Annotated in this window: 17 protein-coding genes; 7 read left to right on the plus strand and 10 right to left on the minus strand. The window is 71.7% G+C overall.

Annotated features, from left to right (window positions below; genetic code table 11):
• The first annotated feature begins 76 nt into the window (after positions 1 to 76).
• A complete protein-coding gene (locus ACFY3C_RS31745; RefSeq protein WP_390773212.1) occupies positions 77 to 964 on the plus strand; it encodes a GNAT family N-acetyltransferase in 888 nt (295 codons plus the stop codon).
• Between the two features lie 121 nt (positions 965 to 1,085).
• Here ACFY3C_RS31745 and ACFY3C_RS31750 read toward each other — a convergent pair whose 3' ends face one another.
• On the minus strand, positions 1,086 to 1,679 hold the full coding sequence (locus ACFY3C_RS31750; protein WP_390773213.1) for a DUF4240 domain-containing protein: 594 nt from the start codon (positions 1,677 to 1,679) through the stop codon (positions 1,086 to 1,088).
• A gap of 57 nt (positions 1,680 to 1,736) precedes the next feature.
• On the opposite strand from ACFY3C_RS31750, the gene ACFY3C_RS31755 reads away from it, so the two are divergent.
• From ACFY3C_RS31755 to ACFY3C_RS31770, 4 genes are all read left to right on the plus strand, one after another.
• The gene (locus ACFY3C_RS31755; protein WP_390773214.1) at positions 1,737 to 2,006 is read left to right on the plus strand and encodes a hypothetical protein; all 270 of its coding nucleotides are present in this window, start codon (positions 1,737 to 1,739) and stop codon (positions 2,004 to 2,006) included.
• A 14-nt stretch (positions 2,007 to 2,020) separates the two neighbouring features.
• Complete coding sequence (locus ACFY3C_RS31760; protein WP_390773215.1) at positions 2,021 to 2,371, plus strand: hypothetical protein; 351 nt, start codon at positions 2,021 to 2,023, stop codon at positions 2,369 to 2,371.
• A 198-nt stretch (positions 2,372 to 2,569) separates the two neighbouring features.
• Positions 2,570 to 3,769 carry an NAD(P)/FAD-dependent oxidoreductase gene (locus tag ACFY3C_RS31765; protein WP_390773216.1) on the plus strand — a complete coding sequence of 400 codons (1,200 nt, stop codon included), beginning with the start codon at positions 2,570 to 2,572 and terminating at the stop codon, positions 3,767 to 3,769.
• A 112-nt stretch (positions 3,770 to 3,881) separates the two neighbouring features.
• Entirely contained in the window at positions 3,882 to 4,778 is an 897-nt protein-coding gene (locus ACFY3C_RS31770; protein WP_390773217.1) for an RNA polymerase sigma-70 factor, read from the plus strand.
• On the opposite strand, the gene ACFY3C_RS31775 is transcribed toward ACFY3C_RS31770, so the two are convergent.
• Both ACFY3C_RS31775 and ACFY3C_RS31780 read right to left on the minus strand, forming a co-directional pair.
• On the minus strand, positions 4,702 to 6,075 hold the full coding sequence (locus tag ACFY3C_RS31775) for an MFS transporter (protein ID WP_390773218.1): 1,374 nt from the start codon (positions 6,073 to 6,075) through the stop codon (positions 4,702 to 4,704). The two genes, ACFY3C_RS31770 and ACFY3C_RS31775, sit on opposite strands and share 77 nt — an antisense overlap.
• Positions 6,076 to 6,301: 226 nt before the next feature.
• Positions 6,302 to 6,973: a DUF4097 family beta strand repeat-containing protein gene (locus ACFY3C_RS31780; protein ID WP_390773219.1), complete on the minus strand. Its 672-nt coding sequence runs from the start codon at positions 6,971 to 6,973 to the stop codon at positions 6,302 to 6,304.
• Between the two features lie 232 nt (positions 6,974 to 7,205).
• Here ACFY3C_RS31780 and ACFY3C_RS31785 point away from each other — a divergent pair, with 232 nt between their 5' ends.
• Positions 7,206 to 7,958 carry a helix-turn-helix domain-containing protein gene (locus ACFY3C_RS31785; RefSeq protein ID WP_390773220.1) on the plus strand — a complete coding sequence of 251 codons (753 nt, stop codon included), beginning with the start codon at positions 7,206 to 7,208 and terminating at the stop codon, positions 7,956 to 7,958.
• Between the two features lie 7 nt (positions 7,959 to 7,965).
• On the opposite strand, the gene ACFY3C_RS31790 is transcribed toward ACFY3C_RS31785, so the two are convergent.
• Complete coding sequence (locus tag ACFY3C_RS31790) at positions 7,966 to 8,451, minus strand: HAD domain-containing protein (protein ID WP_390773221.1); 486 nt, start codon at positions 8,449 to 8,451, stop codon at positions 7,966 to 7,968.
• An 11-nt stretch (positions 8,452 to 8,462) separates the two neighbouring features.
• Positions 8,463 to 9,086, minus strand: a complete 624-nt coding sequence (locus tag ACFY3C_RS31795; protein ID WP_390773222.1) for an RraA family protein — start codon at positions 9,084 to 9,086, stop codon at positions 8,463 to 8,465.
• Between the two features lie 158 nt (positions 9,087 to 9,244).
• Here ACFY3C_RS31795 and ACFY3C_RS31800 point away from each other — a divergent pair, with 158 nt between their 5' ends.
• Positions 9,245 to 10,087 carry a nitroreductase/quinone reductase family protein gene (locus ACFY3C_RS31800; protein ID WP_390773223.1) on the plus strand — a complete coding sequence of 281 codons (843 nt, stop codon included), beginning with the start codon at positions 9,245 to 9,247 and terminating at the stop codon, positions 10,085 to 10,087.
• 19 nt (positions 10,088 to 10,106) lie between these two features.
• On the opposite strand, the gene ACFY3C_RS31805 is transcribed toward ACFY3C_RS31800, so the two are convergent.
• The 5 genes from ACFY3C_RS31805 to ACFY3C_RS31825 all read right to left on the minus strand — a co-directional run bounded on the left by ACFY3C_RS31805 (position 10,107) and on the right by ACFY3C_RS31825 (position 16,835).
• Positions 10,107 to 12,179 (minus strand): HelD family protein, encoded by a 2,073-nt coding sequence (locus ACFY3C_RS31805; protein ID WP_390773224.1) that lies wholly within the window; start codon positions 12,177 to 12,179, stop codon positions 10,107 to 10,109.
• A gap of 31 nt (positions 12,180 to 12,210) precedes the next feature.
• A complete protein-coding gene (locus ACFY3C_RS31810; protein ID WP_390773225.1) occupies positions 12,211 to 12,846 on the minus strand; it encodes a TetR family transcriptional regulator in 636 nt (211 codons plus the stop codon).
• Positions 12,847 to 12,856: 10 nt separating this feature from the next.
• A complete protein-coding gene (locus ACFY3C_RS31815) occupies positions 12,857 to 15,133 on the minus strand; it encodes a phosphotransferase family protein (RefSeq protein ID WP_390773226.1) in 2,277 nt (758 codons plus the stop codon).
• A gap of 86 nt (positions 15,134 to 15,219) precedes the next feature.
• Positions 15,220 to 15,957, minus strand: a complete 738-nt coding sequence (locus ACFY3C_RS31820; RefSeq protein ID WP_386573745.1) for an HAD family hydrolase — start codon at positions 15,955 to 15,957, stop codon at positions 15,220 to 15,222.
• Entirely contained in the window at positions 15,957 to 16,835 is an 879-nt protein-coding gene (locus ACFY3C_RS31825; RefSeq protein WP_390773227.1) for a winged helix-turn-helix domain-containing protein, read from the minus strand. The genes ACFY3C_RS31820 and ACFY3C_RS31825 overlap by 1 nt, the downstream gene beginning before the upstream one ends.
• Positions 16,836 to 16,918: the final 83 nt, after the last annotated feature.

Here is a 16,918-nt window from a genome sequence, read left to right on the forward strand (position 1 = left end):
AGCGCCACACGGAGAGGGGCCTCACTTCTCTGGGCAAGTGTTCCCGCCGAGTCGACTCCATCCGGGATCATGAAGCATGCGCCCGGATGACTGGCAACTCACCAACGACGTCGACGACTTCCTCGCCCGAGCCGGAGACTTCCTGCGCTCGCGGCCTGCCCTGCACAACACGCCGCTGACGGACATCGAGAAACTGCGCATAGGCAGCGCGGCCGAACACGACGCCGAAGCCACCGTCTTCGGCCGACTGGAGTCAGAAGGCAAGGTCCGCGCGATCTTCTATCTCACTCCGCGCGGCCGCCTGGGCCTCACCCCCCTCTCTATCGAGCAGACCGACACGCTCGCTGCGCACCTGGCCGGCGTCGGCCGCTCCCCCTCCAACGTCATCGCGGACCACGACACCGCCAGTGCTTTCGCCGAGTCATGGCAGCAGCACACTGGCGCCGCGCCGGTACCTTTCTGGCGGACGCATCTTTACCGTCTCGGCGCGCTCACCCCACCGCAGCCGCGCCCAGAGGGCCAGGGTCGCATCACGGGCTATAAGGACCGTGAGCAAGTCGTGCGCTGGTGCCGTGAGTTCTGCGTCGAAGTCGGGGAGCAGCCCTCTATCGACCTGATCGACTCCGGCTCCTGGGCCGACTCGCGCTTCGGCGACAGACACTTCACGTTTTGGGAGATCCCGGACGGCACCACCGTCTCCATGGCGGCCGTGACCTCGATCGTCGGCGGCATGATCCGGGTGGACCCCGTCTACACCCCGGCCCACCTCCGGGGTCGCGGCTACGCAGGCGCCGTGACGGTCGAGGTGAGCCGGGCCGCGCTGACCGCGGGCGCCACGGACGTCGTCCTGTTCGCGGACCCGGCCAACCCCACCAGCAACGCCCTCTACCAGCGCATCGGATACGTCCACGCCGCCGACTTCACCGGGTACAAGTTCTCCTACGCCGCACCAGAAGCCGGCTAGGGAACGTGACCGACGGCTCGGCAAGCGCACCCCCGGCTTGCCCGCCCTGGTTCATCCACCAGCTCCGCGTCATCGCGCATGCGATCGAGGCGGCTCCACAAGGGACCGCGCCCCGGCGTTCTCAAGTGAGCGACCGCAGGGGAAACATCGCGCTGAGTCTCGGCAACTTGCGTGCTGCCTCGTCCTCGCGTCGCACATCCCACCGGTCACCGAGCGGCCCGGGCCTAGCGAGTTCACCATGCTGTTCAGCGGCCTCGACGGCCTCATAAAACTCGTCGCCACAATCATCGTCGTCGCTGGTCAGGATCCCGTATGCCTCCATCGCGACATAGTCGAGAGACTCCCACCCGGGCCAGTCGTCGTTCCACATTTCCCGCGGGCGGCCCACCAGGCGCTGGACTTCCAGAGCATCGGCCAGTGCATCAGGATCGACCACTGCCCGGGAGAATGCCTCCCGGCCGAGTCCCACCATCCACAGGCCGAAGTAGCAGAACCCGTCGTCCGAACACCAACCACCCAATACCCGGTCCGCTGCTGCCCACAGATCCCACGTGAACGCTTCGTGTGTCACCTCGTCCAAGCGCACCTGGAACTGCACAACCTCAGCCAGCGACCTTCGCAACAGTTCGCCACGGAGCCAAGCGAGCCGTTCGTCCGGGCCACGCGCCTGTCGTCGGCACTCCTCGATGAGCTCCCAGAAGGAATCAATGTCCACGGCGGCACTCTGTCAGGCACCTCTGACAACGCATGGGCGACGGACTATGTTCGAGCGGTGGAGAATCCGGAGATCATCATCCGACTCACCCCGGATGAGGCGCTGGTTCTGTCGGACTGGCTGGAGCAGGTGCAGATGACAGACCTCAGTCGTCTCGTCGACGATGCGGCGGTCTGGGCGCCCCTTCACCGCATTGCGGGAACGCTCGACAAGTCGCTACCGGGGATCTTTGCCGCGGACTATGCCGAACGTCTGGACGCGGCCCGCCGCAGGCTTCGTCCAGCCCCGGACGACAGTGCCGGCGACGATGAGAGTGCGGACGCATGAAGCCACTCTCGGAGATGACTGAACGCGAATACTTCGCCAGCGTGGGCCAACGTCCCGGCATGTTCGTCGGCAAGACGTCCTTTCACCTGCTGACCGCGTTCCTGACCGGCTATGACCAGCATGCTCTCCGACACGGTGGGCACGGGCTCACCGGCTGGCACGACTGGCTCGTCGCCCGGCGCGGACGCGACTGCAACCATGCCTGGCCCGGCCAGGTCCTCCACATCGCCCTCCCGAAGGGATGGGACAACATCTGGAACCTTCCACCTGAGGATGAACAGCGCGCGATCAAGGTTCTGTTCGAGCTGCTTGATGAGTTCGTCGCCGAGCGCGAGACATCGCAGCGCTCACAGACCTCAGAATGACTGAGACGCCGGACCGCACCGCGTCTCGCTCAAGATGAACCACTGCTGGTCAGTGCCTCAGAATGGTTCACCTTCAGCGAGACGGGACAGCACGGGAGGGCCGCACCCCTCCCGTGAAGTGAACTGGATCACACCCTGTCACGGCGATCCGACCCGCGGTGTCTTGAGGTCGAACTCCCGGAACGTGAGGAAGAGGCCATGCCCGAGAACACCGAAGTGCTCGTGATCGGCGGCGGTTACGCCGGAGTCATGGCGGCCAACCGCCTGACGCAGCGCGCCGACGTGACCGTCACCCTGGTCAACCCGCGCCCGTCCTTCGTCGAGCGGATCCGCCTGCACCAGCGGGTGGGCGGGTCCCACGACGCGGTCGTCGACTACAGCAAGGTCCTGGCCGAGGGCGTCCGGCTGGTGGTCGACACCGTGACAGGGATCGACGCGGTCGGGCGCCGCGTGACGCTGGCGACCGGCGGCACGGTCGGCTACGACTACCTGGTCTACGCCGTGGGCAGCGGCAGCGCCGATCCGCGCGTGCCCGGAGCGGCCGAGTTCGCCTACCCCATCGCGAGCCTGGAGGAGGTGCAGCGGCTGCGGCCGGTCCTCGACGCCGCGTCCGAGGCGGCTTCGGTGACCGTGGTCGGAGCCGGTCCGGGCGGCATCGAGACAGCCGCCGAACTGGCGGAGCGGGGCCGCCGGGTGACCCTGGTCTGCGGCGGAGCGCTCGGCCCCTACCTGCACCCGCGGGGCCGGCGCGTGGTCGCCAAGGGGCTGGCCGCACTCGGTGTGACCGTGCTCGAAGGCCCCGACAGCGAGGTGACGGTCGTGACACGCGACGCCGTACGACTCGCCGACGGCCGCGCGGTGCCGAGCGAGGTGACCATCTGGACCGCCGGATTCGGCGTGCCGGACCTGGCCGCGCGCAGCGGGCTGAGCACCGACGCGCTGGGCCGACTGCGCACCGACGAGACCCTGACGAGCGTGGACGACGTACGCATCGTCGCGGCCGGGGACTCGGCGGCGCCGTCGGACCTGCCGTTCCGGATGGGCTGCCAGTCCGCGGTCCAGCTGGGCCCGCAGGCCGCCGAGACCGTGCTCAGCCGGATCGCGGGCGAGCAGCCCAGGTCCGTCGACGTGGGCTTCGCCGGCCAGTGCATCAGCCTGGGGCGTCGCGCCGGCGTCTTCCAGTTCTCCCGCCGGAACGACACCGCGATACGGCTCCAAGTCAGCGGGCGCGCGGGCGCGAGGCTCAAGCAGCTCGTGTGCTGGAGCACCGTGTGGCAGCTGGCGTACGAGGCGCGCAAGCCCGGGGTGCGCACGTGGTGGAGCAAGGATGCCGAGCGCCGGCAGCTGCTGCAGGCCAGGCGCGGCGAGGCTCCGGCCGTCGCCGAACAGACGGCCTAGCCCGGCGTTCCGCGGCCGGTCCGGATCGACAGCCGACGGGGCGACCTTGTCGTCGTGCACGCTTGGAAGCCGCCGGCGGCCAGGGCCGGCCGCGAAGGAGGGGGATCGAGACATGAGCGACCACACCACGGACCCGGCGACCGAGGCTTTCGCCGCCCACCGCAACCTGCTCTTCACCGTCGCCTACGAGATGCTCGGATCGGCGGCCGACGCGGAGGACGTCCTCCAGGAGACCTGGCTGCGCTGGGTCGGGGTCGACCTGGAGCAGGTGCGCGACCAGCGCGCCTACCTGGTCCGGATCACGACCCGGCTGTCGCTCAACCGGCTGCGCACCATGTCGCGCCGCAAGGAGGCGTACGTCGGCCCCTGGTTGCCCGAGCCGCTGCTCACCGCGCCCGACGTGGCCCAGGACGTCGAGCTGGCCGAGAGCGTGTCGATGGCGCTGATGCTCGTCCTGGAGACCCTGTCGCCGACGGAACGCGCCGTGTTCGTGCTGCGCGAGGTCTTCGACGTCGGCTACGACGAGATCGCGGCCGCCGTCGACAAGAGCCCCGCAGCCGTCCGCCAGATCGCGCACCGCGCCCGCCGGCACGTCGACGCCCGCCGCCCGCGCGAGGTGGTCTCCGCGAGCCGGACCCGGGCGGCTCTGGAGTCGTTCCGCCGCGCGCTCGACACCGGGGACCTGCAAGGTTTCCTCGACGTGCTCGCCCCCGAGGTCGTCCTGATGAGCGACGGCGGCGGCATCAAGCAGGCCGCGGTGCGACCGATCGTCGGCGCGGACAAGGTGGCCCGCTTCATCGTCGGCGGCGCCGGCAAGCACACGGCCACGATCACCACTGAGCTCACGGTGGTCAACGGCAGCCCGGCACTCGTCCTCCGGCTGGACGGCGAGATCGACGGTGTCATGGCGATCCGCGTGGAGGACGCCCGTATCACCGGCCTCTACTACGTGCGCAACCCGGAGAAGCTGACCCGCGTCGAGTCCGAGACCCCGCTGACTCTGCGCTGACCGAGGCACCGTCGCCTCGCGAGGGGACGGACTTGCGGACGACGAGGGCGGCGGTCAGGCACACGGCTCCGGCGACCGCCATGCCGGACGCGGGGCCGAGAGCCGCCATCACCCCATTGGCTGCCGCCAGGGTGAGGGTCTCCAGGCTCATCCGCGTCGTGCTGAACAGCGCGGCGCCGGCCCCTCCGCGCCGGGCAGGCACGTACCTGAGTGCCTGCCCGTCCGGGACGCCCTCGGTCAGCCCGAGGCACAGACCGACCACTGCGGCCGCGACGAGAAGAACCGCGGGACGGTCGGTCGCCTGGAGGACGACCGCGGTGACCGTGCAGGCGAACAGGGCGGTGGTCACCAGCGACCGGGCCAGTCGGCGCGCGAGCCGCGCGGCGAGCAGCGGAAGGACCGTCGACGGCACGGTCAGCAGACTGAGCATGACCGCTGCCTCGCCCCGGCCCATGCCCTGGGCGGAGCCGAGCCGGGGGAGCACGGTCAGTCCCACCACGAGCATCCCCATGAAGGCGCCCGTCGCCACGGCGTACGCGCGATAGGCGGGGATCCGCAGCAGGTCCACGGGTATCGCGGGATCGCAGGCGCGCCGTTCCACGCGGACGAGTCCGGTGGCGCAGGCCGCCGCGACGAGGACGAGCAGGGCCGGCCCCCACCACGGGACGCCGGACCCGAAGCCCAGCCCGAGCGCGGTCACCGCGGCGGCGACGGTCACCCCGAACAGGACGGCACCGGCCCGGTCGAAGCTCTCGTTCGGCTCGGGGTCGCGCAGGCCCGGCAGTCCGAGCGTGGCCAGGGCCGCGACGGCGGCGACAGCGCCCGGCACGACGAAGACGAGCCGCCAGCCTCCGACGGCCATGAGGGCCTGGGCGACGACCGGCCCCAACGCCAGGCTGCTGCCCAGCACGGCGCCCGCACAGCCGTACACCCGACGCCGTTCCTCGGGCGGGTACACGGCCAGGACCATCGACGATCCGCCGGCGGCACACATCGCCGCCCCGACGCCGCCGACCGCGCGCAGTGCCACCAGGGACGGCAGGTCGGGAGCGAGGGCGGAGAGGAGCCCGGTGGCCGCGACGACGAGGTTGCCGACGGCGAAGAAGCGGGTGCGGGCGCTGCGATCCGCCGCTGCTCCCGCCAGCAACAGGGCCGCGGCGAAGAGCCCGTTGTAGGCGAGGACGAGCCACGGACCCAGGGCTGCGCCACCCGGCAGTTGGGCCGTCACATCGGGGACAGCGGCCGTCGCCCCGGTGATGGCGAGGGGGAACACGGCCGTGGAGACGAGGTCGGCCATGAGGACACGCCGACGCTGACGAACAGACAAGGGGAACATGAAGTGCGCTCCGGAACAGGGAGATCCGAGCGCCACGAAGGCGCTCCTGGCCAAGGGGTCAGGAGCGACGGCGAGAACTGGGGTTGTGCGCCGTCGCTCTCAGCGACGGCGCACCCTGTCTGTTTCCGGCACGGGCTCACGCTAACAGCGGAGTTGGAGCCCGGGACACTCATTAGTGGCTGGCGTTCTACAGGCTGCGGGCGGTGATGTCGCCGTAGTTGGTGGTCGCGTGGATGTTCAGGCCGGCGGCGGCGCCGTCGGTGTTCTTGAGCGCGTTGTGGATCCGGCCGTAAGAGGTGCCGGCGTCCAGGGAGGCGGAGACCCCGCGGGCGGCGCCGACCTCGATCCCGCCGTGCTCGGTGCGCAGGGTGACCGTGCCGCGCACGGCCTCGATGATGCGCAGGTCGCCCTTCTGGGTGCTGATCTCCGCGGGGCCGCCCAGGCGACCGACCGAGATGTCGCCCGCCTGCAGGGTGAGGCGCGCACCGTCGGTCTCGTCGAGCTTGACCGTGGCCTGGGCGCCCTCGAAGGCGACGTCGCCGAGCCGTCCGACGCCCCGGAGTTCGGCGAGGGCCGCCTTCGCCTCGACACGGGAGCCGGCCGGCAGCTGGACGGTGACCTCGACGGATCCGGAGTGTCCGAGGATCCGGTTCTTGGCGTTGGGGGCCTCGATCCGCAGGACGCCGTCGTCGTAGGAGACCTCGATCTCCTCCGCCGCCTTCACGTCGCGGCTCTTGGCGGCGTTCTCCGGGAGGACCTCGACCGTGGTGTCGGCCCGGTCGGCGGCGATGAGCTGGATGCGTCCCGCGGGGATGTCGAGGACGGCCAGGACCGGGGCGGCGGTGATGAACTTCTGCATCGTGCTCTCCTTCGACTCATTGTTTCCGACAACGGAAAAGCTACGTTGCATTCATAGATCTAGCAACACTTTCATTGCGCACGCCCGCCATCTCTGCAGGTCAAAGCCGAGAAATCGTTGCAACGACTTTGAATCTAACGCAACAACTCTCACCGCCTCCGTTGCAATGGATTTGGAGTGAACGCTATGCTGGAGACGCAAGGAACAAGGAAAGTCCGCGAAGGAGACCGCGATGCCGGGAGGCAGACTCACTCAGTCGGAACGCCAGCAGATCGCGCTGGGACTGGCCGACGGCCTCGCCTACGCGGAGATCGCCCGCCGCCTCGACCGCCCCACCTCGACCGTCACGCGCGAGGTGATGCGCAACGGCGGCCCCACCGCCTACCGCGCCGACCTCGCCCACCGCGCCACCGAACGCCGCGCCCACCGCCGCAGGCAGGCCGCGCCCCGGGACTCGACGACGCCCCCGCAGACCCACGGACGCGATCCCGAAGCGGTACGCGAGTACGAGGAGGCATTCACCACCCTCCTCATGCAGCAAGGCCTGCCCAAGATGATGTCCCGGGTCCTGACCTGCCTCTACACCAGCGACGCAGGCAGCCTCACCGCGGCCGAACTCGCCCAGCGCCTCCAGGTGAGCCCGGCTTCCATCTCCAAAGCGGTCACGTTCCTCGAAGGCCAGGACCTCCTGCGCCGGGTACGCGACGAACGCCGCCGGGACCGCTACGTCGTCGACAACGAACTCTGGTACCAGGGGACGCTCGCCGCCGCCCGCTCCAACGCCCAACTCGCCGAGACCGCACGGCAGGGCGTCGCCATCCTCGGCCCCGACACCCCGGCCGCCACCCGCCTGGAGAACATCGCCCGCTTCGTCGACTTCATCGGCGAAACCATGATCCGTGCCGCGGAGCAGGCCCGCGAGGTCCTGCTCACGAAACCTGAAACGCTCTCAGGCGGCACTGCCGAGCCGAGCCAGAACCACTGATGGACCTTCAGCTGCTGCCGAGCCACTTCCGTACCGCCTCGAAGTCGGCCTCCGTCAGGCCGTAGCGGTGGTCGACGCGGTGGAGGAGGGCCGGACCGGGGTGATGGACGGCGACCCAGGAGCGGTCGGCCTCGGTGAGTTCGTCGTCGATCCAGACGAAGGGGCGGCCGGCCGCCCAGGCGACCAGGGGGCGGGTCTTCCAGTGCAGCAGGTCCGGTGGCTCGTCCTCGTCGGGCCACTCCACGACCGGCAGCGGGGGCAGGCCCAGCCAGGGGGCCAGGCAGGTGTTGGCGTCGTCCATCCAGGTCGTGGCCCACACCAGCTCGCAGCCCAGCCCCGCGAGCCGGCCGCCGAGCGCGGGGTCGACACGGCTCAGCAGCGGATGCCCGGCGGCGTCCGGCGGCAGGGACCGGCCGCTCTCGTACACCGGGTAGGCGCGGCCCGCCGCCCCGAACGGGATGAGCGGACCGTCGACGTCGAGGAAGAGCAGCATCACCGACAGGATCAGCCCTCGAAGCCCCGCTCTGCGAGAAGGGCGTCGATCCGGGCGCGGTGCGCCTTCTCCCAGTCGTCCAGGCTCTCCGCCGCCTCCTTGGCCAGCTTGGCCCGCGCGGCCTGAAGGATCTCCGCCCGGCGGGCGGCCGGTACGGCGACCACGCCCTCCTCGTCGGCCACGACCACGTCCCCGGCCTCGATCCGTACGCCCCCGCAGCGCACGGGCTCGTTCAGCGGCCGCACGGCCTGCTTGGCACCCGGGATCGGGATCACGCCCCGGGCGAAGACCGGGAAGCCCAGCTCGCGCACCTCGGCGAGGTCGCGGATCAGACCGTCGGCGACGAAGGCCGCGACCCCGCGCCGCCGGGCCACCGCGCAGACGTTTCCGCCGGCCAGCGCCCAGTCCAGGTCCCCGGACTCCACGACGATCACCGAGCCGGGCTCGGCGCGGTGAATCGCGGCGTGCAGCATCAGGTTGTCGCCGGGCGGGCAGCTCACGGTGAACGCCGGTCCGGCGATCCGCGGCACCGGGGCCCACAGCGACCGTATGCCGATGTCCATGACCTGGTCACGGCCGAGCAGATCGGCCAGGGTCGTGGTGGGGATGTCCTGGAACTCGGTGGCGTCAGTCATGTCAGGGACGGTAGCGTCCCTGACATGACTGCCGGGTCGGCCTTGTGCCGTGAGCGAGTTGGGTGCCCGGCCTCTGAGTGAGGTCCGCGCGGGCCAGGAGCCCGCCGCTTTCTCTGCGCACTGAGACCAGTTCATCAGCCGCAGAGAAGGAAATCCGAGTGCCCAACCCTTTCAACCAGAACATCATCGATGAGTTCCGCGCCCACCACGGCCGCATGAGCGGCTACTTCGAAGGCGCCCGGCTCATCCTGCTCACCACCACCGGTGCCCGCACCGGCACCCCACACACCACCCCGGTCGGCTACCTCGCCGACGGCGGCGAGCGGATTCTCGTCATCGCCTCGGCCGGGGGCTCGCCCCGGCACCCCGGCTGGTACCGCAACCTGCTCGCCCACCCCGAAGCGACCGTCGAGAGCGGGGTGTTCACCTATCGGGCCCGTGCCGAGGTGCTCACCGGCGAGGAGCGCGACCGGGCCTTCGCGCGGGCGGTGGAGGCCGAGCCGGGCTGGCAGGCGTACCAGGAGAAGGCGGGTGACCGGGTGATACCCGTCGTCGCGCTGTACGAGATCGCACAGGGCGGACCGCCGAACATCGCCGCGGACTCGCCCGGCGAGGCGATGCGGCTCGTCCACGACATGTTCCGGCGTGAACTCGACCTGATCCGGAAGGAGATGGCCGCGGGCGAAGGCACCCTGCTCGGCGCCCAGCTCCGCGTCAACTGCCTCACCCTGTGCGCGGGGCTGCACAACCACCACACCGGCGAGGACACGGCCCTGTTCCCGTTCCTCGCCGACCGCCATCCGCACCTCGCGCCCACCCTGGAGCGGCTGGAGCAGGAGCACGTGCACATCGCGGACCTCGTGGAGCAGTTGCGCCGCGCGGTCTCCGGCGAGCATCCCGACCCGGCCGCGGCCCGCGCCGAGGTGGACCGGCTGACGGCCGCGCTGGAGGCGCATCTGGCTTACGAGGAGGAGCAGTTGGTGCCCGCACTGGGCGGCTAGTGCGCCAACAGGCGGGGCGCTAGAACGGCAGCGGCCGCGCGTGTACGACGTCGAGCCGGGACACCGCCCGCGTGAGCACGACGTACAGCCGGTGTGCGCCGCGCTCCTCCGCCTCGGTGACGGCGGCCGGTTCGACGGCGACGACGTGGTCGTACTCCAGGCCCTTGACCAGGCTCGCGGGCACCACGGTCACCCGGGCGCCGAGTTCGTCGGGTCCGGCCGCGTCGATGCCGGCCTCGGTGAGCGCGGCGCACAGGCCGGTCACGTCCGTGTCCGCCGCGACGACACCGACAGATCCCGCGTGGGCAAGGGCCTCGCGTACGGCCGTCACGGTCGTGCCGGGCACGTCGTCGGTCGGCCGGAGGGTCAACTCGCCGTCCGCGCGCAGCGACCGTGCGGCGGGCACGGCCACGTCCAGCCGGTCCAGCAGCCGGTTGGCCAGCTCGACGACGGCGGCGGGCACCCGGAACCCGGTGGTCAGCGGCACCACGACGGCGTCCGGCTTGCCGAGGTGACGCAGCTGGACGTCCCAGTCGCGGGCCGCCCACGGGGTGGTGCCCTGGGCCAGGTCGCCGAGGACGGTCAGCGAGCCGAAGGCGGCCCGGCGGGCGATCGCCCGGCACTCCATCGGCGAGAGGTCCTGCGCCTCGTCCACGACGATGTGGCCGTACCCCTCGGGGTGCTCGATCAGCCCCGCCAGCTCGTCCAGGAGAACCAGGTCGGCGGCCGACCAGCGGGCGGACTTGTACGAGCGCGGCGGGCGCGGCCACAGCAGTGCCGCCTGCTCGTCGGGGTCCAGCAGCCCGGCGGCGGCCGCCGCCAGCGCCTCGCCGTCGGTCAGCAGCCCGGCGAGGACCTCCTCGGGCCGGACCTTCGGCCACACCGCGTCGAGCCGGGCGGTGAGCGGCCGCATCCGCTCGACCTGGCGCAGCCAGGCGTTCGGCGGCGGCCCCGAGCGCCGCTCCACCTGCTCCAGCAGCAGGCGTACCACCCGGGCGCGGACCCGCTCGCGCCCGATCGCGTACGGCGGCTCCTCCGCGCGCACCTCGTGGACTACGCCGACCAGCTGCCCGGCGGTGACCCGCAGCCAGTAGGAGCCGTCCCGTACGGCCAGGTCGGTCACCCCCTCGGCCGACACCCGCGCGTACAGCGCCCGGCGCAGCACCTCGGCCATACGGGGGTCGTGCTTGAGCGCGGCCGTGGGGGTGGGGTCGGTGCCGGTGGCCGGGTGGCGGGCGATCTCGTCCTGGAGGGTGGCCTGGCGCACCCCGCTCTCGCCGAGGGCGGGCAGCACCTCGGCGATGTAGGCGAGGAAGGTGCGGTTGGGGCCGAGGATCAGCAGGCCGGAGCGCTGGACGCGCTTGGCGTGGGTGTAGAGCAGGTAGGCGGCGCGGTGCAGGCCGACGGCGGTCTTGCCGGTGCCCGGAGCGCCCTGGACGCACACGGAGGCGGTGAGGTCGCCGCGCACCAGGTCGTCCTGCTCGGGCTGGATGGTGGCGACGATGTCCCGCATCGGGCCGACCCGGGGCCGCTCGATCTCCCGCGCCACGATGTCGCTGACCTGCGTCTCGCCCCGGCCGAGGTACTCGTCCTCGAACCCGGTGAGGTCGGCGGCCTCGCCCTGGCTGCCCGGCGCCCAGCCGAACCGGCGGCGGACCTCGACGCCCTGCGGATCGCGCGCGCCGGCCTGGTAGAAGGCGCGGGAGACGGGGGCCCGCCAGTCGACGACGAGGGGTGGGGCGGCCGGGTGCTCGGTGATCCGCAGCCGGCCCACGTGGTAGTTCTGCCCGCCGTGCTCGGGGTCGGTCGCGGCGAAGTCCAGCCGGCCGAAGAAGAGCGGGCCCCGGGGCAGTTCGCGCAGCGCCTTGGCCTGGCTGCGCAGCTGGTAGCCGAGGACCTCGGCGTCGGCGCCGGAGGCGGAGACGTCCTCGCCGATGACGACCTGTTCGGCGGCGCCGTCGACCATGGCGGCGAGGGCGGCGCGGCAGGTGTCGTGGTAGGCGCGTTCGCGGTGGAGGGCGGCCTCGATGTCCTCGGGGGCGGGGTGGAGGGCGGCCTCGATGTCCTCGGGGGCGGGGTGGAGTGACGTCATGGCTCCACCGTACCCAGAAAATGTAACCGGGTTAAATATGTGACCGAGTCTCACTGGGTTGGGCGGTCAGCCCGGGCAGCCCCGCCGCCAGCCGCTCGAAGGCCCGCTCGGCAGCCCGTACCGCGTCCGGCCGCACCTGCTCCACGCCCTCCCCCGCCGCGATCCGCCGCCAGTTCTCCAGCGCGAGGATCCGCTGGACGGCGATGATCTGCCCGGCGGCGAGCCGGGCGTCCAGACCGCCCCCGAGCGCCTCGGCGAGCGCCGCCTCCGACCGCTCCTGATAGCCGTACACCCGCGCCACCAGGGCGGGCGTCCCGTACAGCAGCCGGTGGAAGGCGAGCACCGCGGGATGGTCGTTCAGGCCCGTGACCGGATCGGAGCGCTCCAGCCCGTCCAGGAAGCTGCGGCGCAGCGCGTCCAGCGGGTCGGCCGTCCCGGCGACCACCCGCGCGGCCTCCGTCTCGTGGTCCGCGATCCGGTGCAGGACCAAGTCCTCCTTGGCCGGGAAGTACCGGAAGAGAGTCGGCTTGGAGATCCCGGCCGCGGCGGCCACCTCCGCGACCGACACGGCGTCGAAGCCGCGCTCCAGGAACAGCGCCACGGCGGTGTCCGACACGTTCTGGTACATCCGCCGCTTCTTGCGCTCACGCAGGCCCATCTCTTCCATGGGACCGAGCCTACGCAGCACCGTCCGGGAGGGTCGGCCAGGCCAGGGCGCCGGTGAAGTAGGGGCTGGTCCGGTACCGGGACGACAGGCCCAGGGAGGCGGTGGCCGCCGCCAGGGTCATCGCGTACGACTCCACCGCGCGGCGGACGTTGGGGGCGTCCAGGCTCGCGCCGGTGACCAGGCGGTCGAGGTCGACGTAGGCCGAGCGGACGATCTCGACCCACCGGTACACCCGCCAGTCCTGGCGCCAGTCGTGGGTGTACCGCGCGGGCAGGCGGGTCTCCCAGCGGCGGAACATGCGGTCCCGGATCTCCGGCCGGGTGGGGGTGAGGTGCATGTGCCGGACCAGCTCGTACAGCGGGTCGCCGACCAGGGCCATCTCCCAGTCGATGACGGTCAGGGCCGGGCGGTCGTCACGGCGCACCAGGTTCCAGGGATTGAGGTCGCCGTGCAGCAGGGCCGGGGCGCGGGAGGTGACCTGGTGCCGGGCGAGGATCTCGCGCAGCCTCGGCGCGTCGGGCAGGCCGAGGAAACGGGCCAGCTGCTGGGACCCCTTGGGCAGGCCGGCGACCAGCGCCACGAGCTGCTCGCTGAGCCAGCCGTAGAAGCCGCCCCGGCCCGCGACCGGGTCGATCTCGGTGTAGTCGACCGCGGTGAGCGCGGCCAGCTGGTCGACGAGATCGTCCGCCTCGTGCGGGCGCAGGCCGCCCACCGGGTGGACGGGCCCCCGGCCGATGTCGCCCGGGCCCTCGTAGGTGTGGATGGCGAAGCGGTCCCCGGAGTACGTCCGGATGCCGGAGCGGTCCATCGAGTGGCTCTCGCCCAGCGCCAGCACCCGGGGCGCGGCCACCGCCGCCCCGGACCGCTCGATCGCCCTGAGCACGGCGTGCTCGCTGAGGAAGCTGCGTTCGCGCCGGGTCACGTTCACGGCCTTGCGGCGGACCACGACGGGGAACGGGGTGCCGGGCACCCGGAGCACCGTGTTGAGGTGCGCGGTGCCCTTGAAGACCCGGTCGGCCGGGGCCGCGCCCTCCAGCAACAGGGCGTCGGCGACGGCCCAGTGGGGGAAGTCGGGGTGCTCGGGGACGCGCCGGTCCGGCGTCCAGTCGATCGCCCGGACCGCGGGCACGCCCAGCGCCCCGCCACCGGTCCCCGTCCGCACGCCGGGCCGCACGGACGCCCGCCAGCGGAACAGGATCCGCTCGATCTCCCGCTCCCCGGGCACATGGGCGAGGCGCAGCGGCGCGGCCGCCGCCTCCAGGGCGCGCCGGACCCGGGCCGTCGCCTCGTCCAGGCTCTTCTGGTCGAAGGACTCGTCCAGGGACGTCGCGGCCCGCATCACGTCCGGGTACACCGACTGGGCCTGCTCGAAGGCGATGTAGTGACGCAGGTCCCTGGTCACGCCGTTGACGGCCGCGGGGCGGACCTCGCGCATGGCGCGCGCCCACGCCTCGACGACCTCGTCCCGCTGGTGGTCCGGGTAGCGCATCCGGACCAGGTGGGTGGCGAGGTCGTGCAGCGGGTCGCCGTAACTCGCCAGCTCCCAGTCGACACGGACCAGGGGCGAGGTGCCGTCGCGGGGCATGATCACGTTGTCGCGGTGCAGGTCGGCGTGGAGCAGGCTGTAGGGTCGGCGGGTCATGACCGGGACCCGTTCGGCCAGCCGGACCAAGGCGTCCTCGGGGATGCCCAGGGCGGCGAACAGGCCGCCGAAGCAGGCCCGGTTGGGCTGCCGGATCTGCAGGTCGGCCATGTGGGCCAGGGTCCGCAGAAAGCCCTGGCTGTCGGTGAAGTTCCGGGGCCACAGGGCGGGCAGGGGCGGCAGCGCGGCGCAGCTGCGCACCTGGGCCGTCTCGGCGAGCAGGCCCGCCAGGGCCCTGACCAGCAGGCCGTCGACGGGCTTCCCGTCGCCGCAGACGCTGGAGAGCGGACTTCCGTCCACATGGCTGTGGACGGCGAAGCCGTCTCCCTCGGCCAGGCACTCGGGCACGCCGGGCAGGACACCCCTGACGGCCCTCAGGACCGCCGCCTCGTTCTGCCAGGTCCGGATCACCACGGGCAGGGCGCCCGCGCGCCGTACCCGCACGGTCACGATGGTGCCCGGCTGACGGCCGATCAGCCGGGCCATCGGCTCGTCCAGCTGCAGCACGTAGTTCTGGTGGTGGAAACCTCCGCTCGCCAGTCCGGTCGCGGTGGCCCGCGCCAGAAACTCCTGGCACACGGCGCGGGGCAGAACTCGGTCGGCGCGCCTCCCGGTCATGTCGCGGGGGACGGGTGGTGCGCCCACGGGCCGCTCCGGGGTTCGGTCGCGCTGTGCTGGAGGGGGACGAACGGGTCGGGGAAACGCTAACTCCCCACAGATGGTTCGGCATGCTAGCGCACGGACCGCACGCTCCGGAGCAACTGCAGCAACGGCTCCAGCGACCGCACGACGCGCTCGGCCCCCGCCGCCCTCAGGAGTTTCTCCTTCCCTTCGTTACGCGCGTAACCCAGGAACGGAACCCCCGCCTCACGGGCCGCCAGCAGGTCGGAGGGGGTGTCGCCGATCATCAGGGCCTTGGCGGGCGGGGCGCCCGTCCCGTTCAGGGCGCGGTTGAGGCAGTGCGGGTCCGGCTTGAGCAGGTGCAGGTCCTGGGTGCGGCCGTAGACATGGGGGGCGAAGCAGGCGTCGAGGCCGCGCTGCTCCAGGTAGGCGCGGACCACCCGGGGGGAGTTGTTGGTGGTGATGGCCAGGCGGGATCCGACGGCCGTCCAGGTGCGGATCAGGGGGTCGGCGTAGGCGGTCGGCAGGGCGGAGGCGGCGGCCCGCAGCTCCTCCTGGGTGAGCCGTTCCTCCACTTCGGCGACGAGGTCGCTGCCCGGGTGCCGGCGGTCCACGGCACGCAGCACGACCTGCGGGTCCAGCGTGTCCCGCTCGGTGTCGGTGAGCAGCCCGCGCAGGCCCTGCAGCTCGAGCCACTCCACCAGCTCGGCAGCCACGCGCGCCGCCTTGTGCCTGGCGAACAGGCGGCAGATCGGCCCGTCGAAGTCCCAGAGGACGACCCGCGCAGCTGTGATCAGTTCTCGTAGCTTCTCGATCTCGTTCGCATCAGGAGTCGCATCAGAAGTCACTAGGAGAGTGTCAGGTCCGTCGTGATGGTTTCCCAGAGGGCGTCGAACCACTTCTGGGATTGCTCGACGAACGCCGCGTCCCGCTGACCGGCCCGCTTCTCGAAGGAGAAGAGGAGGGACTCGGAGCCGACGGTGTCGTACATCTCCAGCGTTCCGCCGTCGGTCGGCTCCTCGCGGCGCGTGATCATGTAGTACGCGTACAGCGCCTCGGACCCGTTGAGCAGGTACAGCTTGGCCGGCGGGGTGAACGGCAGGGCCCGGAAGGTGACGTGTACGTCGATGTCGTGGGTGGAGCGCAGGGCCTGGAGGTTGTACTGCAGGACCTGCCCCTGGGCGTTGCGCATCGCCAGCCAGCGCTGGTGCACGGTGTCGTCGTCGGGGCGGGCGTCGACCGAGACCGGGAAGGCGAGGTTGATGGCCCGGGACGGCAGCAGGATGCGGACGTCGATCCGGTCGGGGCGCAGCCGGCCCTCGTGGATCAGGCGCAGCGGCTCGCCCAGGGCGGGGATCAGGGACTGCGCGGTCAGGCAGGCCGCGTCGATGCGCACGTGCGGCGCGGAGAACGCCTCGGTCAGCCGGGGGGCGAGGCCCACCATCGTCGGCTGGGGCTCGTCGTGGGCGGGGGCCATCTCGGCGATGCGCGGGGGGCTGCCCTTGCTGACGTTGCTGAGCAGGCCGGCGTCCGCGAGTGCCCGGATGGCCTGGCGTACGGCACCGCGCTCCACCCCGAACTCCTCGGCCAGCTCGGCCTGGGTGGGCAGGCGCTCGCCCGCCTTCAGGGCGCCGGTGCGGATGCGTTCCCGCAGGATGTCGGCGATCTCCTGGGGCGTGAGCCTTCTGCTGCCGTTCACTGCCACGTTCTCCTGGGTCACAACCAAACGCTACAACCCTGATCCATCTAAAGGGAGTTGTTCCGAAGTTGTTTGCGAGTAGCGACCAAGTGGGGACAACCTAATTAGAG

It is taken from the genome of Streptomyces sp. NPDC001410, assembly GCF_042895235.1.
GTDB lineage: Bacteria > Actinomycetota > Actinomycetes > Streptomycetales > Streptomycetaceae > Streptomyces.